Genomic DNA, 16,516 nt, shown 5'->3' on the forward strand with positions numbered 1-16,516 from the left:
TTTTTCACCTCTGTTTTGAAGAATAATTGCTTATATTTATCTGATAGATGAGGTATTTACCAATATATAAGATTATTTTGCGCAGCCCTGCAATTACGGGGACAAGAGAAAGTCGAACCAGCTTGTGGCCTATGCCGTAGTCAATATGGAAATAGGCAACCGTGACTTACAATAATAACACCGGAATATTTTTTGTGGAAAAAGAGATTTAAAGCGTTTTTAATAACGACATAGAGATAGTTTTTTACTCTCTTTAAAGTCGTTTTTCCAACTTTTCCTTATCTTTGGCGTTTAACAAACCGTTTTTAATCATACAACAACGAAAAACAACCGATCATGAATCAAGAGTTATCAATGAATGCCAATAAATTAGTGGCATTTCTCCAGAAGCCGACTTCTGAATTTACCAAAGCCGACATCATTTCATTTATCCAACAAAACGACATCCGTATGGTCAACTTCATGTATCCTGCGGGAGATGGTCGTCTGAAAACTTTGAATTTTGTCATTAACAATCAAGCTTATCTGGAAGCTATCCTTACCTGTGGAGAACGGGTGGACGGTTCCAGCCTTTTCTCTTTTATCGAAGCGGGAAGTAGTGATCTTTATGTTATTCCTCGGTTTCGTACAGCATTTGTTGATCCGTTTGCTGAAATACCTACGCTGTCTATCCTTTGTTCTTTCTTCAATAAGGATGGAGAACCGTTGGGAAGTTCACCGGAATATACGCTTCATAAAGCGAGCAAAGCATTTACGGACGTGACGGGAATGGAGTTTCAGGCAATGGGAGAGTTAGAATATTATGTGATAGCACCGGATACGGGTATGTTTGAGGCAACCGATCAACGTGGTTATCATGAATCGGGACCTTATGCCAAATTTAATGAGTTCCGTACACAATGTATGTCTTATATCTCACAAACTGGCGGGCAAATTAAGTATGGACACTCTGAAGTAGGCAACTTTACTTTGGAAGGCTATATCTATGAGCAGAATGAAATAGAGTTTTTGCCGGTTCCTGTCGAACAGGCCGCCGACCAATTGATGATTGCCAAATGGGTAATTCGTAACTTAGGATTCAAATATGGATATAATGTTACGTTCGCTCCTAAGATAACAGCAGGTAAAGCGGGTTCCGGTCTGCATGTCCATATGCGTATCATGCAGGACGGAAAGAATCAGATGTTAAAAGACGGAATTTTGTCGGAAACAGCCCGGAAGGCTATTGCTGGAATGATGGAGCTTGCGCCTTCAATCACAGCCTTCGGAAATACAAATCCTACTTCATACTTCCGTCTTGTTCCGCACCAGGAAGCACCAACGAATGTTTGCTGGGGCGACCGCAACCGTTCTGTATTGGTACGTGTACCTTTGGGATGGGCTGCCAAGAAGGATATGTGTACATTAGCGAATCCGTTAGAAACGGAAAGTTATTTTGATACCACCCAAAAGCAGACTGTGGAAATGCGTTCACCGGACGGTTCGGCAGATTTATATCAACTGCTTGCCGGACTGGCTGTAGCCTGCCGTCATGGTTTTGAAATAGAAAATGCTTTGGAACTGGCTGAAAAGACGTATGTGAATGTAAATATTCACCAGAAAGAAAACGAAGATAAGCTGAAAGTATTGGCTCAATTACCGGATAGCTGTGTTGCGTCCGCCGATTGTCTGGAACAGCAACGGGCTATTTTCGAACAATACAATGTATTTAGTTCGGCAATGATTGACGGCATCATCCGTAAACTTCGCAATTATGAGGATAAGACACTACGTGCAGATCTGGACGGAAAACCGCAGGAAATGCTTGATTTGGTTCATAAATATTTCCATTGCGGATAATGTAGTAACTGATAATATGAGTAAAAGCCTGTCTTCTCAAAGCAAGATAGGCTTTTATTTTCCCCAATTGCACTCCTCACTTCCACATAATTCTACACTAATTCCACAATCAGATAGAACCCGCCTACTTTTTATTCGTCTGATTTTTAACGATATATGTAAAAAGCTGATATTTGGTATCCGTTTTGCAATATGATAAGTGTAGCGATAATAAATAATGGTTTTTATAATTCACACTTAAAAAATTACGATTATGAAAAAGGTATTAGTAGCAGTAGCATTAGTAATGGGATTAGGTAGTTCTGTAGCATTTGCACAGGAAGTAATCAACACTACATCTGTAGAAATGCAGGCGCAAGTTCCACAGGATGAGTTTACTAAGATTGATGTAAAAGAGTTACCGGAAGCAGTGGCACAGGCTGTTGCCAAGAACTATGAAGGTGCTACAATCAAAGAAGCTTATGTAGCGGAAAAAGAGAGCGGTAAGGTTTATAAAGTAATTCTTACTACTAAAGATTCGCAGGAAGTAACAGTCCTGATGAATGAAAAGGGTGAAGAAGTGAAAGAATAAAGCAAAACTTCGAATGTAGTATAAATAACTCATAAAAATTCTCGGTTCGTGATGAATCGGGAATTTTTTGTTTATCTCATTTTTTAGTAATAAACCAATTGATCTACGTTCATCATCGGATAGTTTTATTAGTAGTTATTATTCGAATTTCTTACGTATGTGACTAATCGTTTCCGGAGTAACTCGAAGGAAAGAGGCTACTTCTTTTAGAGTAATAAAATTCTGAAAATCAGGATAGCGTTTCACTAAATCTAAATACAGTTCGGTGGGAGTTTTACAATAAATGTCTAATAGACGCATATAGGTTTGTACAAAGAGCTCTTCTGCAAGAATCCGTTCTAAGTTTTGTGTCATTTCATTTGTAGAGAAGAAATTCCTCATATCTTCGGCAGAAGCATAGTAAATTCGAGCATCACTTGCAGCCTGGATGCTTACCATAGCTTTCTCTTTTTTCAAGCATGCCGGATAGTCACCTACATACTCTCCGGCAAAAGAATAACCGACAATATGCTCGTATCCTCTGTCGTCTGTACAGATATATCGAAATAACCCTTCTTCTATGTAAGCTCCATGTGTAGCCAAAGCTCCCTGCAGAGTGAAATATTCCTTTTTCTTCATTTCTTTACATTGCCCATGTGTCAAAAAGAAGTCTTTAAATGCGGAGAATTCCTCGCGTCCGGCATAGTGATTAAAATTTTTCATGTTTGGTTAGATTGTTTTCGTGCCTTAATAGGTGACGAATTTATGAAAAGAGTGACATTATACCTAATTGCGGATGATTTTAAAAGATTATTTAAACCGGACTTCCTTATTAGGCAGATATTTTTTCATTCCTTTAGATATGCTGTCTTATCACAACAGTTTATTTGTAGATTTCTACAGTACTCGTACTTTAAAATTCTTTTTTGAGGATATATCCGAAGAAAACGATCGATTTTGATTACTTGATAGAAGGGAAAGAGGAATATGAACGTTAAGTATTGACCTAATTTCATAAAAAAGATGTTTTATGAAAAGAAAAAGAGAGGAATGTAGTGCAATATCGCCAAATAATGCTTTCCTTTGCAACCAACAACAATAATAAGGTTTATTACGATTTGATTATTTTACGTGAATCTTCTCATTTATTTGAGTATATCCATTTCTAATTAAGATTTTCCAATAACTTTCTTATTGAATTATTAATTTTTTATATTTGTATTTTATGAATTTGTACATTGGAAATCTTAGCTATAATGTTAAGGAATCAGACTTGAGAAATGTAATGGAAGAGTATGGAACAGTTGCTTCAGTAAAGTTAATCACAGACCGTGAAACTAGAAGATCAAAAGGATTCGCATTTGTTGAAATGCCGGATGATGCAGAAGCTAATAATGTTATCAAACAGTTGAATGGCGCAGAATACGTAGGTCGTTCAATGGTAGTGAAAGAAGCTTTGCCGAAGAACTAAAACTAAATAATAGTGATAGAAAAAGGGCGTGTCAGGAAACTAACACGCCCTTCTTTCTGTTAATCTCCGTTGTTGTTTTCTTCATCATCCACCATGTTATTGAGTTCCAGTTCCAAATCTACCAGTTCTTGTTCCCGTAATTTCAGAATATCTCTCGTTGTATCTTTTGCTGCTTTTAATAATGCAGGAATGTCCGACGGCTCCTGTGCAACCTGAATACCGGCTGCCTCTAATGCTTCTATCTTTTCTTTAGCCGAACCGGAAGTTCCGGAGATAATAGCTCCTGCATGCCCCATTTGTTTTCCCAAAGGAGCAGATTGCCCTGCGATGAATGCTACAACGGGTTTAGTTACATGGTTACGAATATATTCGGCAGCCTGTTCTTCCGCATTTCCGCCAATCTCACCGATTAAAACAATAGCTTCGGTTTCGGTGTCATTCTGGAACATTTCTAACAGTTCACGGAAATGAAGCCCTACTACGGGGTCGCCGCCGATACCAATAGCTGTGGATTGTCCCATGCCATTAGCGGTTAAGTGATATACAATTTCATACGTAAGTGTACCGCTACGGCTAATGACACCCACGTTTCCTTTCTGAAAAACTTGTCCCGGGAGGATACCGACCATACTTTTTCCCGGAGAAATCAATCCCGGACAGTTAGGACCAACCAGTATTGCCCCCTTTTGTTTAATGAATTGATGCGCTTTGATGACATCCAGTGTAGGGATACCTTCCGCGATACAGACAATTAACTGGATACCGGCATCTGCCGCCTCCATGATAGCATCTGCTGCAAAACGTGCCGGAACAAAGATAATAGAAGTGTTAGCCTGTGTCTGTTCCACAGCTTCATACATGGTGTTAAACACTGGGATACCGTTTGCATCACTTCCCCCTTTACCGGGAGAAGTACCTCCTACAACGTTGGTTCCATATTCCTTCATCTTCCTGGCATGAAAGAGCCCGTCCCGACCAGTAATTCCTTGTACAATCAAACGGGTGGATTTATCTATTAATATACTCATAATTGTTTTTTACTTTTTATTGATATTGTTACGCATTATGATTTTATAGCCATTAACGCTGCTTCCTGCATAGTTGTTGCTATCTGAAAACGGCTATGATTTCGTAGAAGATCGCGGCCGATATTTTCATTTGTTCCTGTTAGCCGGACAATGATGGGTATTTCACTCTTTATCTGCTCGAATGACTGAATAAGCCCGATTGCCACATCGTCACAACGGGTAATCCCTCCGAAAATATTGATCAGAACAACTTTTACTTTTTCATCTTGTAATAGAAGCTTCATGGCTTCCACTACTTTTATGGGGTTGGAACTACCGCCAATATCAAGAAAGTTGGCAGGATTACCTCCATAAATCTTAATCATATCCATTGTTGCCATAGCGAGTCCGGCACCATTCACCATGCAACCTATATTACCGTCCATGCGAACATAACTGAAACCTCTTTCTTTGGCGTCGGCTTCTACCTTTTCTTCCTCTGTCGGGTCGAATAAAGCATGTATTTCAGGATGCCGACATAGGGCGTTGTCATCGAAAACAATTTTGGCATCAATAGCTATTAACATACCTTTTGTTGTTAGCGCTAACGGATTGATCTCAACCAGAGAGGCATCATTCTCCATGAAGATTTTATAAAGTGCTTGCAGGATGACAGCCATTTTACTTGCTTGTTCCGTTTTTGGAAAAAGTGAAAAGGCGAAATGACGTGCCAAATAATCTGGAATGCCAATGAAAGGATTGATTGAATACCGAATAATTTTCTCCGGTGTCTGACGAGCCACTTGTTCAATATCCATACCACCGGATGCACTCATCATTAGAATAACGGAACGTGTATTTCGGTCGATAGTGAAACTGACATAATATTCGGCGGTAATATCAACTGCTTCGCTAACCAATATCTGATTGACGGGAAGGCCTTTAATACTCATTCCGAGTATATTTTTAGCTTCCTGATAAGCATCTTCCGTGTTGTTTACCAGTTTGACGCCTCCGGCCTTTCCCCGGCCTCCGGTCAATACCTGTGCCTTAATGACAACTCTATCTGCACCTACACTCCGATATGCAGCTACAACGCCTGCAGCAGTACGGCATAAAGTGTGCCTCTCAACAGGTATTCCATACTTAGAGAAAATCTCTTTCGCTTGATATTCATGTATTTTCATGGCTCACAAATTTGAGTAAATGATTCCTGCTAATAAAACAGAAACAAGATACGGAAAGTTTACGAAAAAGAAATCTACCTGAATGTTTTAGAGCATATCACTCTCTTTTTGGTATGAAGATTCGGAATAAAAAAAGCGTGTTGGCAATTCTGCCAACACGCTGTAAACTGATAAATACAGTATTTCTTGATTTTATACAATGCCATGAGCACTAACAGTACCGTCAATTTTCTTAATCAGACCTTGCAATACTGCACCTGGTCCACATTCTGTGAAGTCAGTAGCACCGTCGGCAATCATATTTTTAACAGATTGAGTCCAACGTACAGAAGCTGTCAACTGAGCAACCAGATTCTTTTTGATTTCAACAGGGTCAGTATGAGGAAGTGCGTCTACATTCTGATATACCGGGCATTTAGGAGTATGGATTTCTGTTGCATTGATAGCAGCTTCCAATTCTACTTTTGCAGGATCCATTAACGGAGAGTGGAAAGCACCACCAACTTTCAATGGGAGAGCTCGTTTTGCTCCGGCAGCTTTCATTAGTTCGCAAGCCTTCTCGATGCCCGGTACGGAACCGGAGATAACGATTTGTCCCGGACAGTTGTAGTTAGCCGGTACACAAACTTCACCTTCAGCATTTACGGTAGTACAGATTTCTTCCACCTTTTCATCCGGCAATGCGATGATAGCAGCCATTGTAGAAGGAGTCGCTTCACAGGCTTTCTGCATAGCCATTGCACGTGCATAAACAAGTTTCAGACCGTCTTCAAAGCTCAAAGCTCCGGCAGCAACCAATGCGGAAAATTCACCGAGTGAATGTCCTGCTGTCATTTCCGGTTTGAAATCATCCCCCATACAAAGAGCGGAGATTACCGAGTGAAGGAATACGGCAGGTTGAGTAACCTTCGTTTGACGAAGATCCTCGTCCGTACCATTGAACATGATATCTGTAATGCGATATCCAAGAATATCATTTGCTTTTTCAAATAATTCTTTAGCTAAAGCTGAATTTTCATACAGGTCTTTACCCATTCCTACGAATTGAGCACCTTGACCGGGAAAAACGAATGCTTTCATATCTTTATTATTTAATTGATTTTTAATTGCGGGTGCAAAGTTACGGATTTTTATGATACGACCGCACAAAATGTACATATTTGTGCAACCGAATCCGGGAAATGCCATAACGGACCATTGCCATGTCCGATGTGCAAATCCTTGCCTGCAATGATAGCCTGAGTGATATATGATTTGGCATGTTGGATAGATTCCCGTAAAGGATAGCCTTTTGCCAGGTTGGTCGCAATAGCGGAGGAGAGGGTACAGCCTGTTCCGTGCAAATTGTTACTTTCTATCTTTTTCTCCTCATATATATGGAAGATCGATTCTGACGTATGTAAGAGGTCGCACATTCTGTCACCCTCCAAATGCCCCCCTTTTATTAATACACTTGTCTGATACTCATCCACCAACCTTTTGGCCGCTTCCTGCATTTCATGTATGTTATGAATGCTTTTATCTGTCAGAACACTTGCTTCGTCAAGATTGGGAGTAATTAAAGTGACGAGTGGGAGCAGTTCTCTTTTAATTTCTTCTATAGTTTCGTCCGACATTAGTTTTCGTCCGCTGGTAGACACCATGACCGGATCATAAACAATATATTCCGGTATATATTTTCGCAGGCAGTCTACAATGGTACGAACGATCTGAATGTCACTAACCATACCTATCTTGATTGCAACCGGTCGCAAATCATCCATAACAGCTTCTATCTGCCCACGGACAATCTCAGGCAGCACTGATTGTACAGCGTGTACCCCTAATGTATTTTGTACGGTAACTGCGGTGATGACTGACGCTGCATAGCCTCCCAAAGCCGAGATTGTTTTGATATCCGCCTGAATACCTGCTCCTCCCGAACAATCGGAACCAGCAATGGATAAAATGACTGGATGACGTTCCATTTTGGATTTTTTAATAGTTACGATACAAAGATAGAATAAAAAACGATAAGGTACAAAATGACATATCGTTTAAAGTACAATAAGTATCCCTATCTGAATTTATTCTATAGATCATGAAAAGTACTGAAAATAAAGCATCAATCTGGTTTTTGTACTTTATACAATTACTCTTCCTGGAAAAGACTAAAATACATATTGTAATTCATAAGATAACACTAAGTATTGATATTGTAAAATATATGATATGTATTTATGTGATAAACAATGTTTTATAGCATATTAATTATTTTTGTTTAAGCGAATATTAGCCTCTATATTTGCGCCATATTAAAAAAACGGATATGCAGAATATACAGAAAAATACACCTTTGGCCAACAATCATATATCAGTAGATTGTGTAGTGATTGGTTTTGACGGCGAACAACTGAAAGTGTTGCTTGTGAAACGTGCAGGTGAAGATAATGGAGAAGTATATCACGATATGAAACTTCCCGGAAGTCTTATTTATATGGATGAGGATCTGGACGAGGCTGCACAGCGCGTATTATATGAATTGACAGGACTTAAAAATGTAAACCTGATGCAGTTTAAAGCATTCGGTTCCAAAAACAGAACGAGTAATCCGAAAGATGTTCGCTGGTTGGAACGGGCAATGCAGTCAAGGGTAGAGCGTATTGTGACTATTGCATATTTGTCAATGGTTAAGATAGATAGAACTTTGGATAAGAATCTGGACGAGCATCAGGCTTGTTGGATTGCTCTGAAAGAAGTAAAGACATTGGCGTTCGATCATAATCTGATTATTAAGGAAGCAATGACATACATCCGTCAGTTTGTGGAATTTAACCCTTCAATGTTGTTCGAACTACTTTCGCGTAAGTTTACAGCTGCGCAATTGAGAACTCTTTTTGAACTAGTATATGACAAAGTTGTAGATGTGCGTAACTTCCATAAAAAAATAGCAATGATGGAATATGTGGTTCCTTTGGAAGAAAAGCAACAAGGAGTAGCCCATCGTGCCGCACGCTATTATAAGTTCGATAAGAAGATATACAATAAGGTGAGACGGTGATATATGCCGGGTGTTTGGTAAATCTAAGTAATAAAATTGAAAATCGTTAAATCGTAAATAAAATCATGTTTTTATTAGGTTATGACATAGGTAGCTCGTCTGTAAAAGCGAGCTTGGTAAATGCTGAAACTGGTAAATGTGTATCATCGGCATTCTTTCCGAAAACAGAGGCAAAAATTATTGCAGTGAATCCCGGTTGGGCGGAACAAGATCCGGAAAGCTGGTGGGAGAACTTAAAGTTGTCTACACAAGCCATTATGAATGAATCCGGAGTCAGTGCGGCTGAGATTAAGGCAATTGGTATCTCTTATCAGATGCATGGTCTGGTATGTGTAGACAAAGACCAACAAGTATTGCGTCCTGCTATTATCTGGTGTGATTCGCGTGCTGTGCCTTGTGGTCAGAAGGCATTTGAAACTATCGGAGAAGAAAAATGTCTTTCTCATCTCCTAAACTCACCGGGAAACTTTACCGCTTCCAAATTGGCTTGGATTAAACAGAATGAACCGGCTATCTATGAGCAGATTTACAAAATAATGCTGCCAGGTGATTATATTGCCATGAAATTGAGCGGAGAAATCTGTACAACTGTTTCCGGACTTTCGGAAGGTATGTTCTGGGACTTCAAAAACAATCGTATAGCCGATTTCTTGATGGATTATTATGGATTCAATTCGTCATTGATTGCCGATATTAAACCAACTTTTGCCGAGCAAGGATGTGTAAATGCAATAGCAGCCAAAGAATTGGGATTAAAAGAAGGAACCCCCATTACTTATCGTGCCGGTGACCAGCCGAATAATGCTCTTTCTCTGAATGTGTTCAATCCGGGTGAAATTGCTTCTACAGCAGGCACATCAGGAGTTGTTTATGGAGTGAATGGGGAAGTGAATTATGATCCGCAGTCACGTGTCAACACTTTTGCGCACGTGAATCATTCGAAAGAGCAGATCCGCTTGGGAGTATTGCTTTGTATCAACGGCACAGGTATCCTTAACTCATGGGTAAAACGTACTATTGCACCTGAAGGAATATCATATAATAAAATGAACGTGCTGGCTTCCAAAGCTCCGATAGGTAGCGCAGGAATCAGCATTCTTCCCTTCGGTAATGGTGCCGAACGTATGCTGAATAATAAGGAGATAGGCTGTAGTATCCGTGGAATAGATTTTAATACTCATGGCAAACATCATATTATTCGTGCAGCCCAGGAAGGTATTGTGTTTTCTTTTAAATATGGTATAGATATTATGGAACAAATGGGTATTCCGGTAAAGATGATTCATGCCGGACACGCAAATATGTTCCTGAGTTCTATCTTCCGTGACACTTTGGCAGGAGTGACGGGGGCTACAATCGAACTTTATGACACGGATGGCTCTGTCGGTGCTGCCAAAGGCGCAGGTATCGGTGCAGGTATCTACAAGGATAATAATGAGGCTTTTGCAACACTTGAAAAGCTAAATATTATCGAACCTAATGTGGCTAAACACCAAGAATATGCAGATGCATACGCCAAATGGAAATATCGTCTAGAAAAATCAATGGTCGATAAAATTTCTATTTTCAACTCAGATAACAAGTAACAATATAAATAATCATTTAAAATGTAAAGAATTATGGCAACAAAAGAATTTTTCCCGGGAATTGAAAAGATTAAATTCGAAGGTAAAGATAGTAAAAACCCTATGGCATTCCGTTATTACGATGCTGAAAAAGTAATCAACGGCAAGAAGATGAAAGATTGGTTGAAGTTCTCTATGGCATGGTGGCATACATTATGCGCTGAAGGTGGCGACCAATTCGGTAGTGGAACAAAACTGTTCCCTTGGAACGGTAATACAGATGCTATACAGGCTGCAAAAGATAAAATGGATGCAGGTTTTGAATTCATGCAGAAAATGGGTATTGAATACTATTGTTTTCACGATGTAGACTTGGTTTCAGAAGGTGCTAGCATTGAAGAATATGAAACTAACTTAAAAGAAATCGTAGCATACGCAAAACAGAAACAAGCAGAAACAGGTATCAAACTGTTATGGGGTACTGCCAACGTATTCGGCCATGCCCGTTATATGAATGGTGCTGCAACAAATCCTGATTTTGACGTAGTGGCCCGTGCTGCTGTACAAATCAAGAATGCAATTGACGCAACTATCGAATTGGGCGGTCAGAACTATGTGTTTTGGGGTGGTCGTGAAGGTTATATGTCTCTTTTAAATACAGATCAAAAACGTGAAAAAGAACACCTTGCACAGATGTTGACTATTGCTCGTGATTATGCTCGTGCCCGTGGTTTTAAAGGTACTTTCCTGATTGAACCGAAACCTATGGAACCGACTAAGCATCAGTATGATGTAGATACGGAAACTGTGATCGGCTTCCTGAAAGCTCATGGTTTGGATAAAGATTTCAAAGTTAACATCGAAGTAAACCATGCTACTTTGGCTGGCCACACTTTCGAACATGAGTTGGCAGTAGCAGTGGATAACGGTATGTTAGGTTCTATCGACGCTAACCGTGGCGACTATCAGAATGGTTGGGATACAGACCAATTCCCGATTGACAACTATGAACTGACTCAGGCGATGATGCAAATCATCCGTAATGGCGGTTTGGGTAATGGCGGAACTAATTTCGATGCCAAAACTCGCCGTAATTCTACTGATTTGGAAGACATTTTTATTGCTCACATTGCAGGTATGGACGCTATGGCTCGTGCATTGGAAAGTGCGGCAGCTCTGCTGAACGAATCTCCATACAAGAAAATGTTGTCTGATCGTTATGCTTCATTCGACGGTGGTAAAGGTAAAGAATTTGAGGAAGGTAAATTATCTTTGGAAGATGTAGTTGCTTATGCTAAAGCGAACGGTGAACCAAAGCAGACTAGCGGCAAACAAGAACTTTACGAAGCAATTCTGAATATGTACTGCTAATAGAGAATCAAATATAAGGCGATAGAGGTAGAGCTTTATCGCCTTACTATTATCTAATCCAACTACTACACACTACTTATCTACTTATACACCATGATTAATACAACGAACGAAGGTAGTAAACTCTACCTATATTCGATAACTTCTGTTGCTATCCTGGGAGGATTGCTTTTCGGTTATGATACAGCAGTTATTTCCGGTGCAGAGAAGGGTCTGGAAGCATTCTTCCTTTCCGCTTCCGATTTTCAATATAATAAAGTAATGCATGGAATCACTTCATCCAGTGCATTGACAGGCTGCGTACTTGGTGGGGCGTTCTCCGGTATATTCGCTTCCCGTCTAGGGCGTCGTAACTCCCTGAGACTTGCTGCCGTACTCTTTTTCCTTTCAGCATTAGGTTCCTATTATCCGGAATTTCTGTTTTTCGAATATGGAAAACCGAATATGGATTTGCTGGTTACATTTAACTTATATCGTGTTTTAGGTGGTATCGGTGTCGGGCTTGCGTCTGCTGTTTGTCCGATGTATATCGCAGAAATAGCTCCTTCCAACATTCGCGGAACACTTGTTTCGTGCAACCAGTTTGCCATTATTTTCGGTATGTTGGTTGTATACTTTGTGAATTACCTGATTATGGGCGATCACCAAAATCCTATTATTCTGAAAGATGCTGCCGGAGTTTTATCAGTTAGCTCAGAATCTGATATGTGGACTGTATTTGAAGGCTGGCGTTTTATGTTCGGCTCGGAAGCTTTTCCGGCTGCATTCTTTGGTCTATTATTGTTCTTTGTCCCAAAAACTCCTCGCTATTTGGTATTGGTACAACAAGATGAAAAAGCTTATTCAATTCTGGAAAAGATCAATGGTAAGACAAAAGCACAAGAAATTCTTAACGATATTAAAGCTACTGCTCACGAAAAAACAGAAAAACTCTTTACTTATGGAGTGGCAGTAATTGTTATCGGTATTCTGCTTTCCGTATTCCAACAGGCTATCGGCATCAATGCAGTGCTTTACTATGCTCCTCGTATTTTTGAAAATGCAGGTGCAGAAGGAGGTGGCATGATGCAAACGGTTATTATGGGTGTTGTGAATATTATCTTTACACTGGTTGCAATCTTTACAGTAGATCGCTTCGGGCGCAAACCTCTGTTGATAATCGGTTCTATCGGTATGGCCGTAGGTGCATTTGCAGTAGCGATGTGTGATAGCATGGCAATAAAAGGAATTCTTCCGGTACTTTCGGTTATCGTATATGCCGCCTTCTTTATGATGTCATGGGGCCCGATTTGCTGGGTATTGATTTCGGAAATCTTCCCGAACACAATTCGTGGTAAAGCGGTGGCAATCGCTGTGGCTTTCCAATGGATATTCAATTATATTGTATCTTCTACTTTCCCGGCATTGTACGATTTCAGCCCGATGTTTGCGTATAGTCTTTATGGAATTATCTGTGTAGCGGCTGCTATTTTCGTTTGGCGTTGGGTGCCCGAAACGAAAGGTAAGACATTGGAGGATATGAGCAAACTATGGAAGAAGAATAAATAAATCAGATAATATCTCTTGTGGAAAATCCGTAAATCAGCAGATATAGGAATCTGTGATTTACGGATTTTTATTTTCTTATCTTTGGAGAACAATATATGAGGATAAGCTGTACCTTTGCACTGTCTTTATATAAAAACACGTATTGTTATGGAACAACATCCGATTAAAATTAATAAAGTGCAGATACGTAATCTTCAAATAGAAGATTACGCACAATTATCCCAATCGTTTACTCGTGTTTATTCTGACGGTAGCGATGTGTTCTGGACCCATAAACAGATTCAGAAATTAATCAATATTTTTCCGGAAGGACAGATTGTTACAGTGGTTGACGACAAAATTGTAGGTTGCGCTCTTTCTATTATTGTTGATTATGATAAGGTGAAGAATGACCATACGTATGCACAAGTCACGGGTAAGGAAACATTTAATACGCATAATCCTGAGGGGAATATTCTGTATGGCATAGAGGTATTTATTCACCCCGGATATCGCGGATTGCGTCTGGCGCGACGTATGTATGAATATCGCAAAGAACTATGCGAAACATTGAACCTGAAAGCCATTATGTTCGGCGGCCGTATTCCGAATTATCATAAATATGCTGACAAGATGCGTCCAAAAGAATATATCGAACGGGTACGTCAACGTGATATTTACGATCCGGTGCTTACGTTCCAATTATCAAATGATTTCCATGTCCGCAAGGTAATGACTAATTATTTGCCGAATGATGAGGAGTCTAAACATTATGCCTGTTTGTTACAGTGGGATAATATCTATTATCAACCTCCTACACAAGAATATATCAATCCAAAAACTACTGTTCGCGTAGGTTTGGTACAATGGCAGATGCGTAGTTATAAAACACTGGATGATCTGTTCGAACAGGTAGAATTTTTTGTAGATGCAGTATCAGACTATAAAAGTGATTTTGTTCTTTTCCCGGAATACTTTAATGCGCCTTTAATGTCGAAGTATAATGATAAAGGAGAATCGCAGGCTATTCGCGGATTGGCAAAATATACCGATGAGATTCGTGATCGGTTTATAAATCTGGCTATTAGCTATAATATAAACATTATTACCGGTAGTATGCCCTATGTGAAAGAAGACGGGCTGCTTTATAATGTAGGATTCCTTTGCCGTCGCGACGGAACATACGAAATGTATGAAAAAATGCACGTCACTCCGGATGAAATCAAGAGTTGGGGGTTGAGTGGGGGAAAATTACTACAAACCTTTGATACAGATTGTGCTAAGATTGGTGTTTTGATTTGCTATGATGTAGAGTTTCCGGAACTCTCCCGGCTAATGGCAGATCAAGGAATGCAGATATTGTTTGTACCTTTCCTGACGGATACACAAAATGCCTATTCCCGCGTTCGTGTCTGTGCTCAGGCGCGTGCGATCGAAAATGAATGTTTTGTTGTCATTGCAGGCAGCGTGGGAAATCTCCCCCGCGTACACAATATGGATATTCAGTATGCCCAATCGGGTGTATTTACTCCGTGTGATTTTGCTTTTCCGACAGACGGAAAACGAGCGGAAGCGACTCCGAATACAGAAATGATATTGGTTTCGGATGTCGATCTGGATTTATTGAGTGCGTTACATACATACGGTAGTGTACGCAATTTGAAAGATCGTAGAAATGATGTCTATGAAGTGAAATTAAAAAAATAAAATAGTGACGTTATCCCGTTAAAATAGCGTCACCATATATCTCGAATAGCGTCACTATGTGTTTAGGATAGTGACGCTATATTTTTATTTAGAAGAAGTACCGCTTTCCAGTATGCTAACGATAGAAAATAGTGTGAAGCAGATAGCCCCTAATCCTACTAGAACACGTGCCGGAATGAAATAATCTGCATGTACGGTAGCGAGTTCGAATACGAAAGCAGCCAGGAATAAACAAGTCAATGCTGTTAATACCGGAATCATAGGGATGCGGTTGGCTAGTTTAAATTCCCGTCTCCATATCTTTGCCAACAGAATTACTTTACTGGAAATACTATAACATACAAGACCCAGTCCAAGCATGATATATCCGGTGGTACCGTTTGCACTCCCCGAATCTGCCAAAATAACGAATAATCCCCATACAAAAGAAATAGATCCCATTAATAAAACTAGTTTCGGCCATTTATTCCGTTCTTTTTCCGAATAATCATTTCGCACCTGACGAGCAATAGTAGCCACCAATGCTATGAGACTGGTACAAATACAAGCAAGCCCTACCATTACGTGTCCTGCGACAAAATAAGCAGGATGAGAGTGGCTGTTGCCTAATAAAACGAATGCCCATACCCATGCAATAATAGATATGACGATTGCAAGAATGATCATTGCTCGTCTCTGACCCACAGAAAACGCTCCTTGTGGGACCTCATTTCCTGTTGCTTTAGAGTTTTCCGGAATCAAAGAGAATCGGGTAGAAGAGGTAGCGGCAGTAGCTACGCAAGCCGTGATAAATCCTACACCGGTTATTACATGACCTGCGACAAAGGCGGAAGGAGAGGTCGCATTACTGAAAATACAGATACCACTAATAACAGTGATTAGAGCTGCCAAATATCCTACAATAGGTAAAATGTATTTTGTTGTTTCATTATAGGTATGTATGATTTGCCGGATAATAGTGGCAGCTGTACAAAACAGTGCAATACATATCATACCAAGTGAAAACACGACAGGACCTGCTACGACCCGGTTTCCTGCATCTCCATAACCATAAATAAACGCTCCGTATCCGAAGCAAAAGAGTGCCATCGCCAAAGGGATTGCTCTGAATAAAATACTGATACCGTAATTCATAATTGAGTGCTTTTTTATTTCCCACTAAAACAAGGAGATTTCCGTTTTGTTTAGGCCGACAGCTATTTATAATCGTTAACTTCACATGATTCCGATTAAAAGTCTTAGCTTTTTGCTC

General features: G+C 39.9%; 14 protein-coding genes. 8 read left to right on the forward strand and 6 right to left on the reverse strand.

What is annotated here, in order from left to right:
- The first annotated feature begins 336 nt into the window (after window positions 1–336).
- Window positions 337–1,839: a glutamine synthetase family protein gene (locus tag CGC64_RS13250; RefSeq protein WP_005675930.1), complete on the forward strand. Its 1,503-nt coding sequence runs from the start codon at window positions 337–339 to the stop codon at window positions 1,837–1,839.
- Window positions 1,840–2,092: 253 nt separating this feature from the next.
- Window positions 2,093–2,410, forward strand: a complete 318-nt coding sequence (locus CGC64_RS13255; protein WP_005675929.1) for a hypothetical protein — start codon at window positions 2,093–2,095, stop codon at window positions 2,408–2,410.
- A 138-nt stretch (window positions 2,411–2,548) separates the two neighbouring features.
- Here CGC64_RS13255 and CGC64_RS13260 read toward each other — a convergent pair whose 3' ends face one another.
- A complete protein-coding gene (locus tag CGC64_RS13260) occupies window positions 2,549–3,112 on the reverse strand; it encodes a Crp/Fnr family transcriptional regulator (protein WP_005675928.1) in 564 nt (187 codons plus the stop codon).
- 502 nt (window positions 3,113–3,614) lie between these two features.
- Between CGC64_RS13260 and CGC64_RS13270 the strand changes: the two genes are divergently transcribed.
- Complete coding sequence (locus tag CGC64_RS13270) at window positions 3,615–3,860, forward strand: RNA recognition motif domain-containing protein (protein WP_005675927.1); 246 nt, start codon at window positions 3,615–3,617, stop codon at window positions 3,858–3,860.
- Between the two features lie 59 nt (window positions 3,861–3,919).
- Here CGC64_RS13270 and sucD read toward each other — a convergent pair whose 3' ends face one another.
- From sucD to thiD, 4 genes are all read right to left on the reverse strand, one after another.
- Complete coding sequence (gene sucD, locus CGC64_RS13275) at window positions 3,920–4,888, reverse strand: succinate--CoA ligase subunit alpha (RefSeq protein WP_005675926.1); 969 nt, start codon at window positions 4,886–4,888, stop codon at window positions 3,920–3,922.
- Between the two features lie 35 nt (window positions 4,889–4,923).
- Window positions 4,924–6,054 carry an ADP-forming succinate--CoA ligase subunit beta gene (gene sucC / locus CGC64_RS13280; protein WP_005675925.1) on the reverse strand — a complete coding sequence of 377 codons (1,131 nt, stop codon included), beginning with the start codon at window positions 6,052–6,054 and terminating at the stop codon, window positions 4,924–4,926.
- A gap of 192 nt (window positions 6,055–6,246) precedes the next feature.
- Complete coding sequence (gene fabD, locus CGC64_RS13285; RefSeq protein ID WP_005681026.1) at window positions 6,247–7,134, reverse strand: ACP S-malonyltransferase; 888 nt, start codon at window positions 7,132–7,134, stop codon at window positions 6,247–6,249.
- Between the two features lie 50 nt (window positions 7,135–7,184).
- The gene (thiD, locus tag CGC64_RS13290) at window positions 7,185–8,021 is read right to left on the reverse strand and encodes a bifunctional hydroxymethylpyrimidine kinase/phosphomethylpyrimidine kinase (RefSeq protein WP_005675922.1); all 837 of its coding nucleotides are present in this window, start codon (window positions 8,019–8,021) and stop codon (window positions 7,185–7,187) included.
- A 341-nt stretch (window positions 8,022–8,362) separates the two neighbouring features.
- Between thiD and CGC64_RS13295 the strand changes: the two genes are divergently transcribed.
- The 5 genes from CGC64_RS13295 to CGC64_RS13315 all read left to right on the forward strand — a co-directional run bounded on the left by CGC64_RS13295 (window position 8,363) and on the right by CGC64_RS13315 (window position 15,264).
- Window positions 8,363–9,094, forward strand: a complete 732-nt coding sequence (locus CGC64_RS13295) for an NUDIX hydrolase (protein ID WP_005675920.1) — start codon at window positions 8,363–8,365, stop codon at window positions 9,092–9,094.
- A 65-nt stretch (window positions 9,095–9,159) separates the two neighbouring features.
- Window positions 9,160–10,680: a xylulokinase gene (locus CGC64_RS13300; protein WP_005675919.1), complete on the forward strand. Its 1,521-nt coding sequence runs from the start codon at window positions 9,160–9,162 to the stop codon at window positions 10,678–10,680.
- 33 nt (window positions 10,681–10,713) lie between these two features.
- The gene (gene xylA, locus CGC64_RS13305; RefSeq protein WP_005675918.1) at window positions 10,714–12,030 is read left to right on the forward strand and encodes a xylose isomerase; all 1,317 of its coding nucleotides are present in this window, start codon (window positions 10,714–10,716) and stop codon (window positions 12,028–12,030) included.
- A 93-nt stretch (window positions 12,031–12,123) separates the two neighbouring features.
- A complete protein-coding gene (xylE, locus tag CGC64_RS13310; RefSeq protein ID WP_005675917.1) occupies window positions 12,124–13,578 on the forward strand; it encodes a D-xylose transporter XylE in 1,455 nt (484 codons plus the stop codon).
- A gap of 147 nt (window positions 13,579–13,725) precedes the next feature.
- Window positions 13,726–15,264: a carbon-nitrogen hydrolase family protein gene (locus tag CGC64_RS13315; RefSeq protein ID WP_005675916.1), complete on the forward strand. Its 1,539-nt coding sequence runs from the start codon at window positions 13,726–13,728 to the stop codon at window positions 15,262–15,264.
- Between the two features lie 84 nt (window positions 15,265–15,348).
- Here the strand turns inward: CGC64_RS13315 and CGC64_RS13320 are convergent, their stop codons facing one another.
- On the reverse strand, window positions 15,349–16,398 hold the full coding sequence (locus CGC64_RS13320) for a DUF2776 domain-containing protein (protein ID WP_005675915.1): 1,050 nt from the start codon (window positions 16,396–16,398) through the stop codon (window positions 15,349–15,351).
- Window positions 16,399–16,516: the final 118 nt, after the last annotated feature.

This window comes from Bacteroides caccae, from assembly GCF_002222615.2.
In the GTDB taxonomy this organism is placed as follows: Bacteria; Bacteroidota; Bacteroidia; order Bacteroidales; family Bacteroidaceae; genus Bacteroides; species Bacteroides caccae.

Coding starts and splice junctions, on each gene's coding strand:
- CGC64_RS13250 (WP_005675930.1), top strand. CDS start 337: ATGAATCAAGAGTTATCAATGAATGCCAATAAATTAGTGGCATTTCTC.
- CGC64_RS13255 (WP_005675929.1), top strand. CDS start 2,093: ATGAAAAAGGTATTAGTAGCAGTAGCATTAGTAATGGGATTAGGTAGT.
- CGC64_RS13260 (WP_005675928.1), bottom strand. CDS start 3,112: ATGAAAAATTTTAATCACTATGCCGGACGCGAGGAATTCTCCGCATTT.
- CGC64_RS13270 (WP_005675927.1), top strand. CDS start 3,615: ATGAATTTGTACATTGGAAATCTTAGCTATAATGTTAAGGAATCAGAC.
- sucD (WP_005675926.1), bottom strand. CDS start 4,888: ATGAGTATATTAATAGATAAATCCACCCGTTTGATTGTACAAGGAATT.
- sucC (WP_005675925.1), bottom strand. CDS start 6,054: ATGAAAATACATGAATATCAAGCGAAAGAGATTTTCTCTAAGTATGGA.
- fabD (WP_005681026.1), bottom strand. CDS start 7,134: ATGAAAGCATTCGTTTTTCCCGGTCAAGGTGCTCAATTCGTAGGAATG.
- thiD (WP_005675922.1), bottom strand. CDS start 8,021: ATGGAACGTCATCCAGTCATTTTATCCATTGCTGGTTCCGATTGTTCG.
- CGC64_RS13295 (WP_005675920.1), top strand. CDS start 8,363: ATGCAGAATATACAGAAAAATACACCTTTGGCCAACAATCATATATCA.
- CGC64_RS13300 (WP_005675919.1), top strand. CDS start 9,160: ATGTTTTTATTAGGTTATGACATAGGTAGCTCGTCTGTAAAAGCGAGC.
- xylA (WP_005675918.1), top strand. CDS start 10,714: ATGGCAACAAAAGAATTTTTCCCGGGAATTGAAAAGATTAAATTCGAA.
- xylE (WP_005675917.1), top strand. CDS start 12,124: ATGATTAATACAACGAACGAAGGTAGTAAACTCTACCTATATTCGATA.
- CGC64_RS13315 (WP_005675916.1), top strand. CDS start 13,726: ATGGAACAACATCCGATTAAAATTAATAAAGTGCAGATACGTAATCTT.
- CGC64_RS13320 (WP_005675915.1), bottom strand. CDS start 16,398: ATGAATTACGGTATCAGTATTTTATTCAGAGCAATCCCTTTGGCGATG.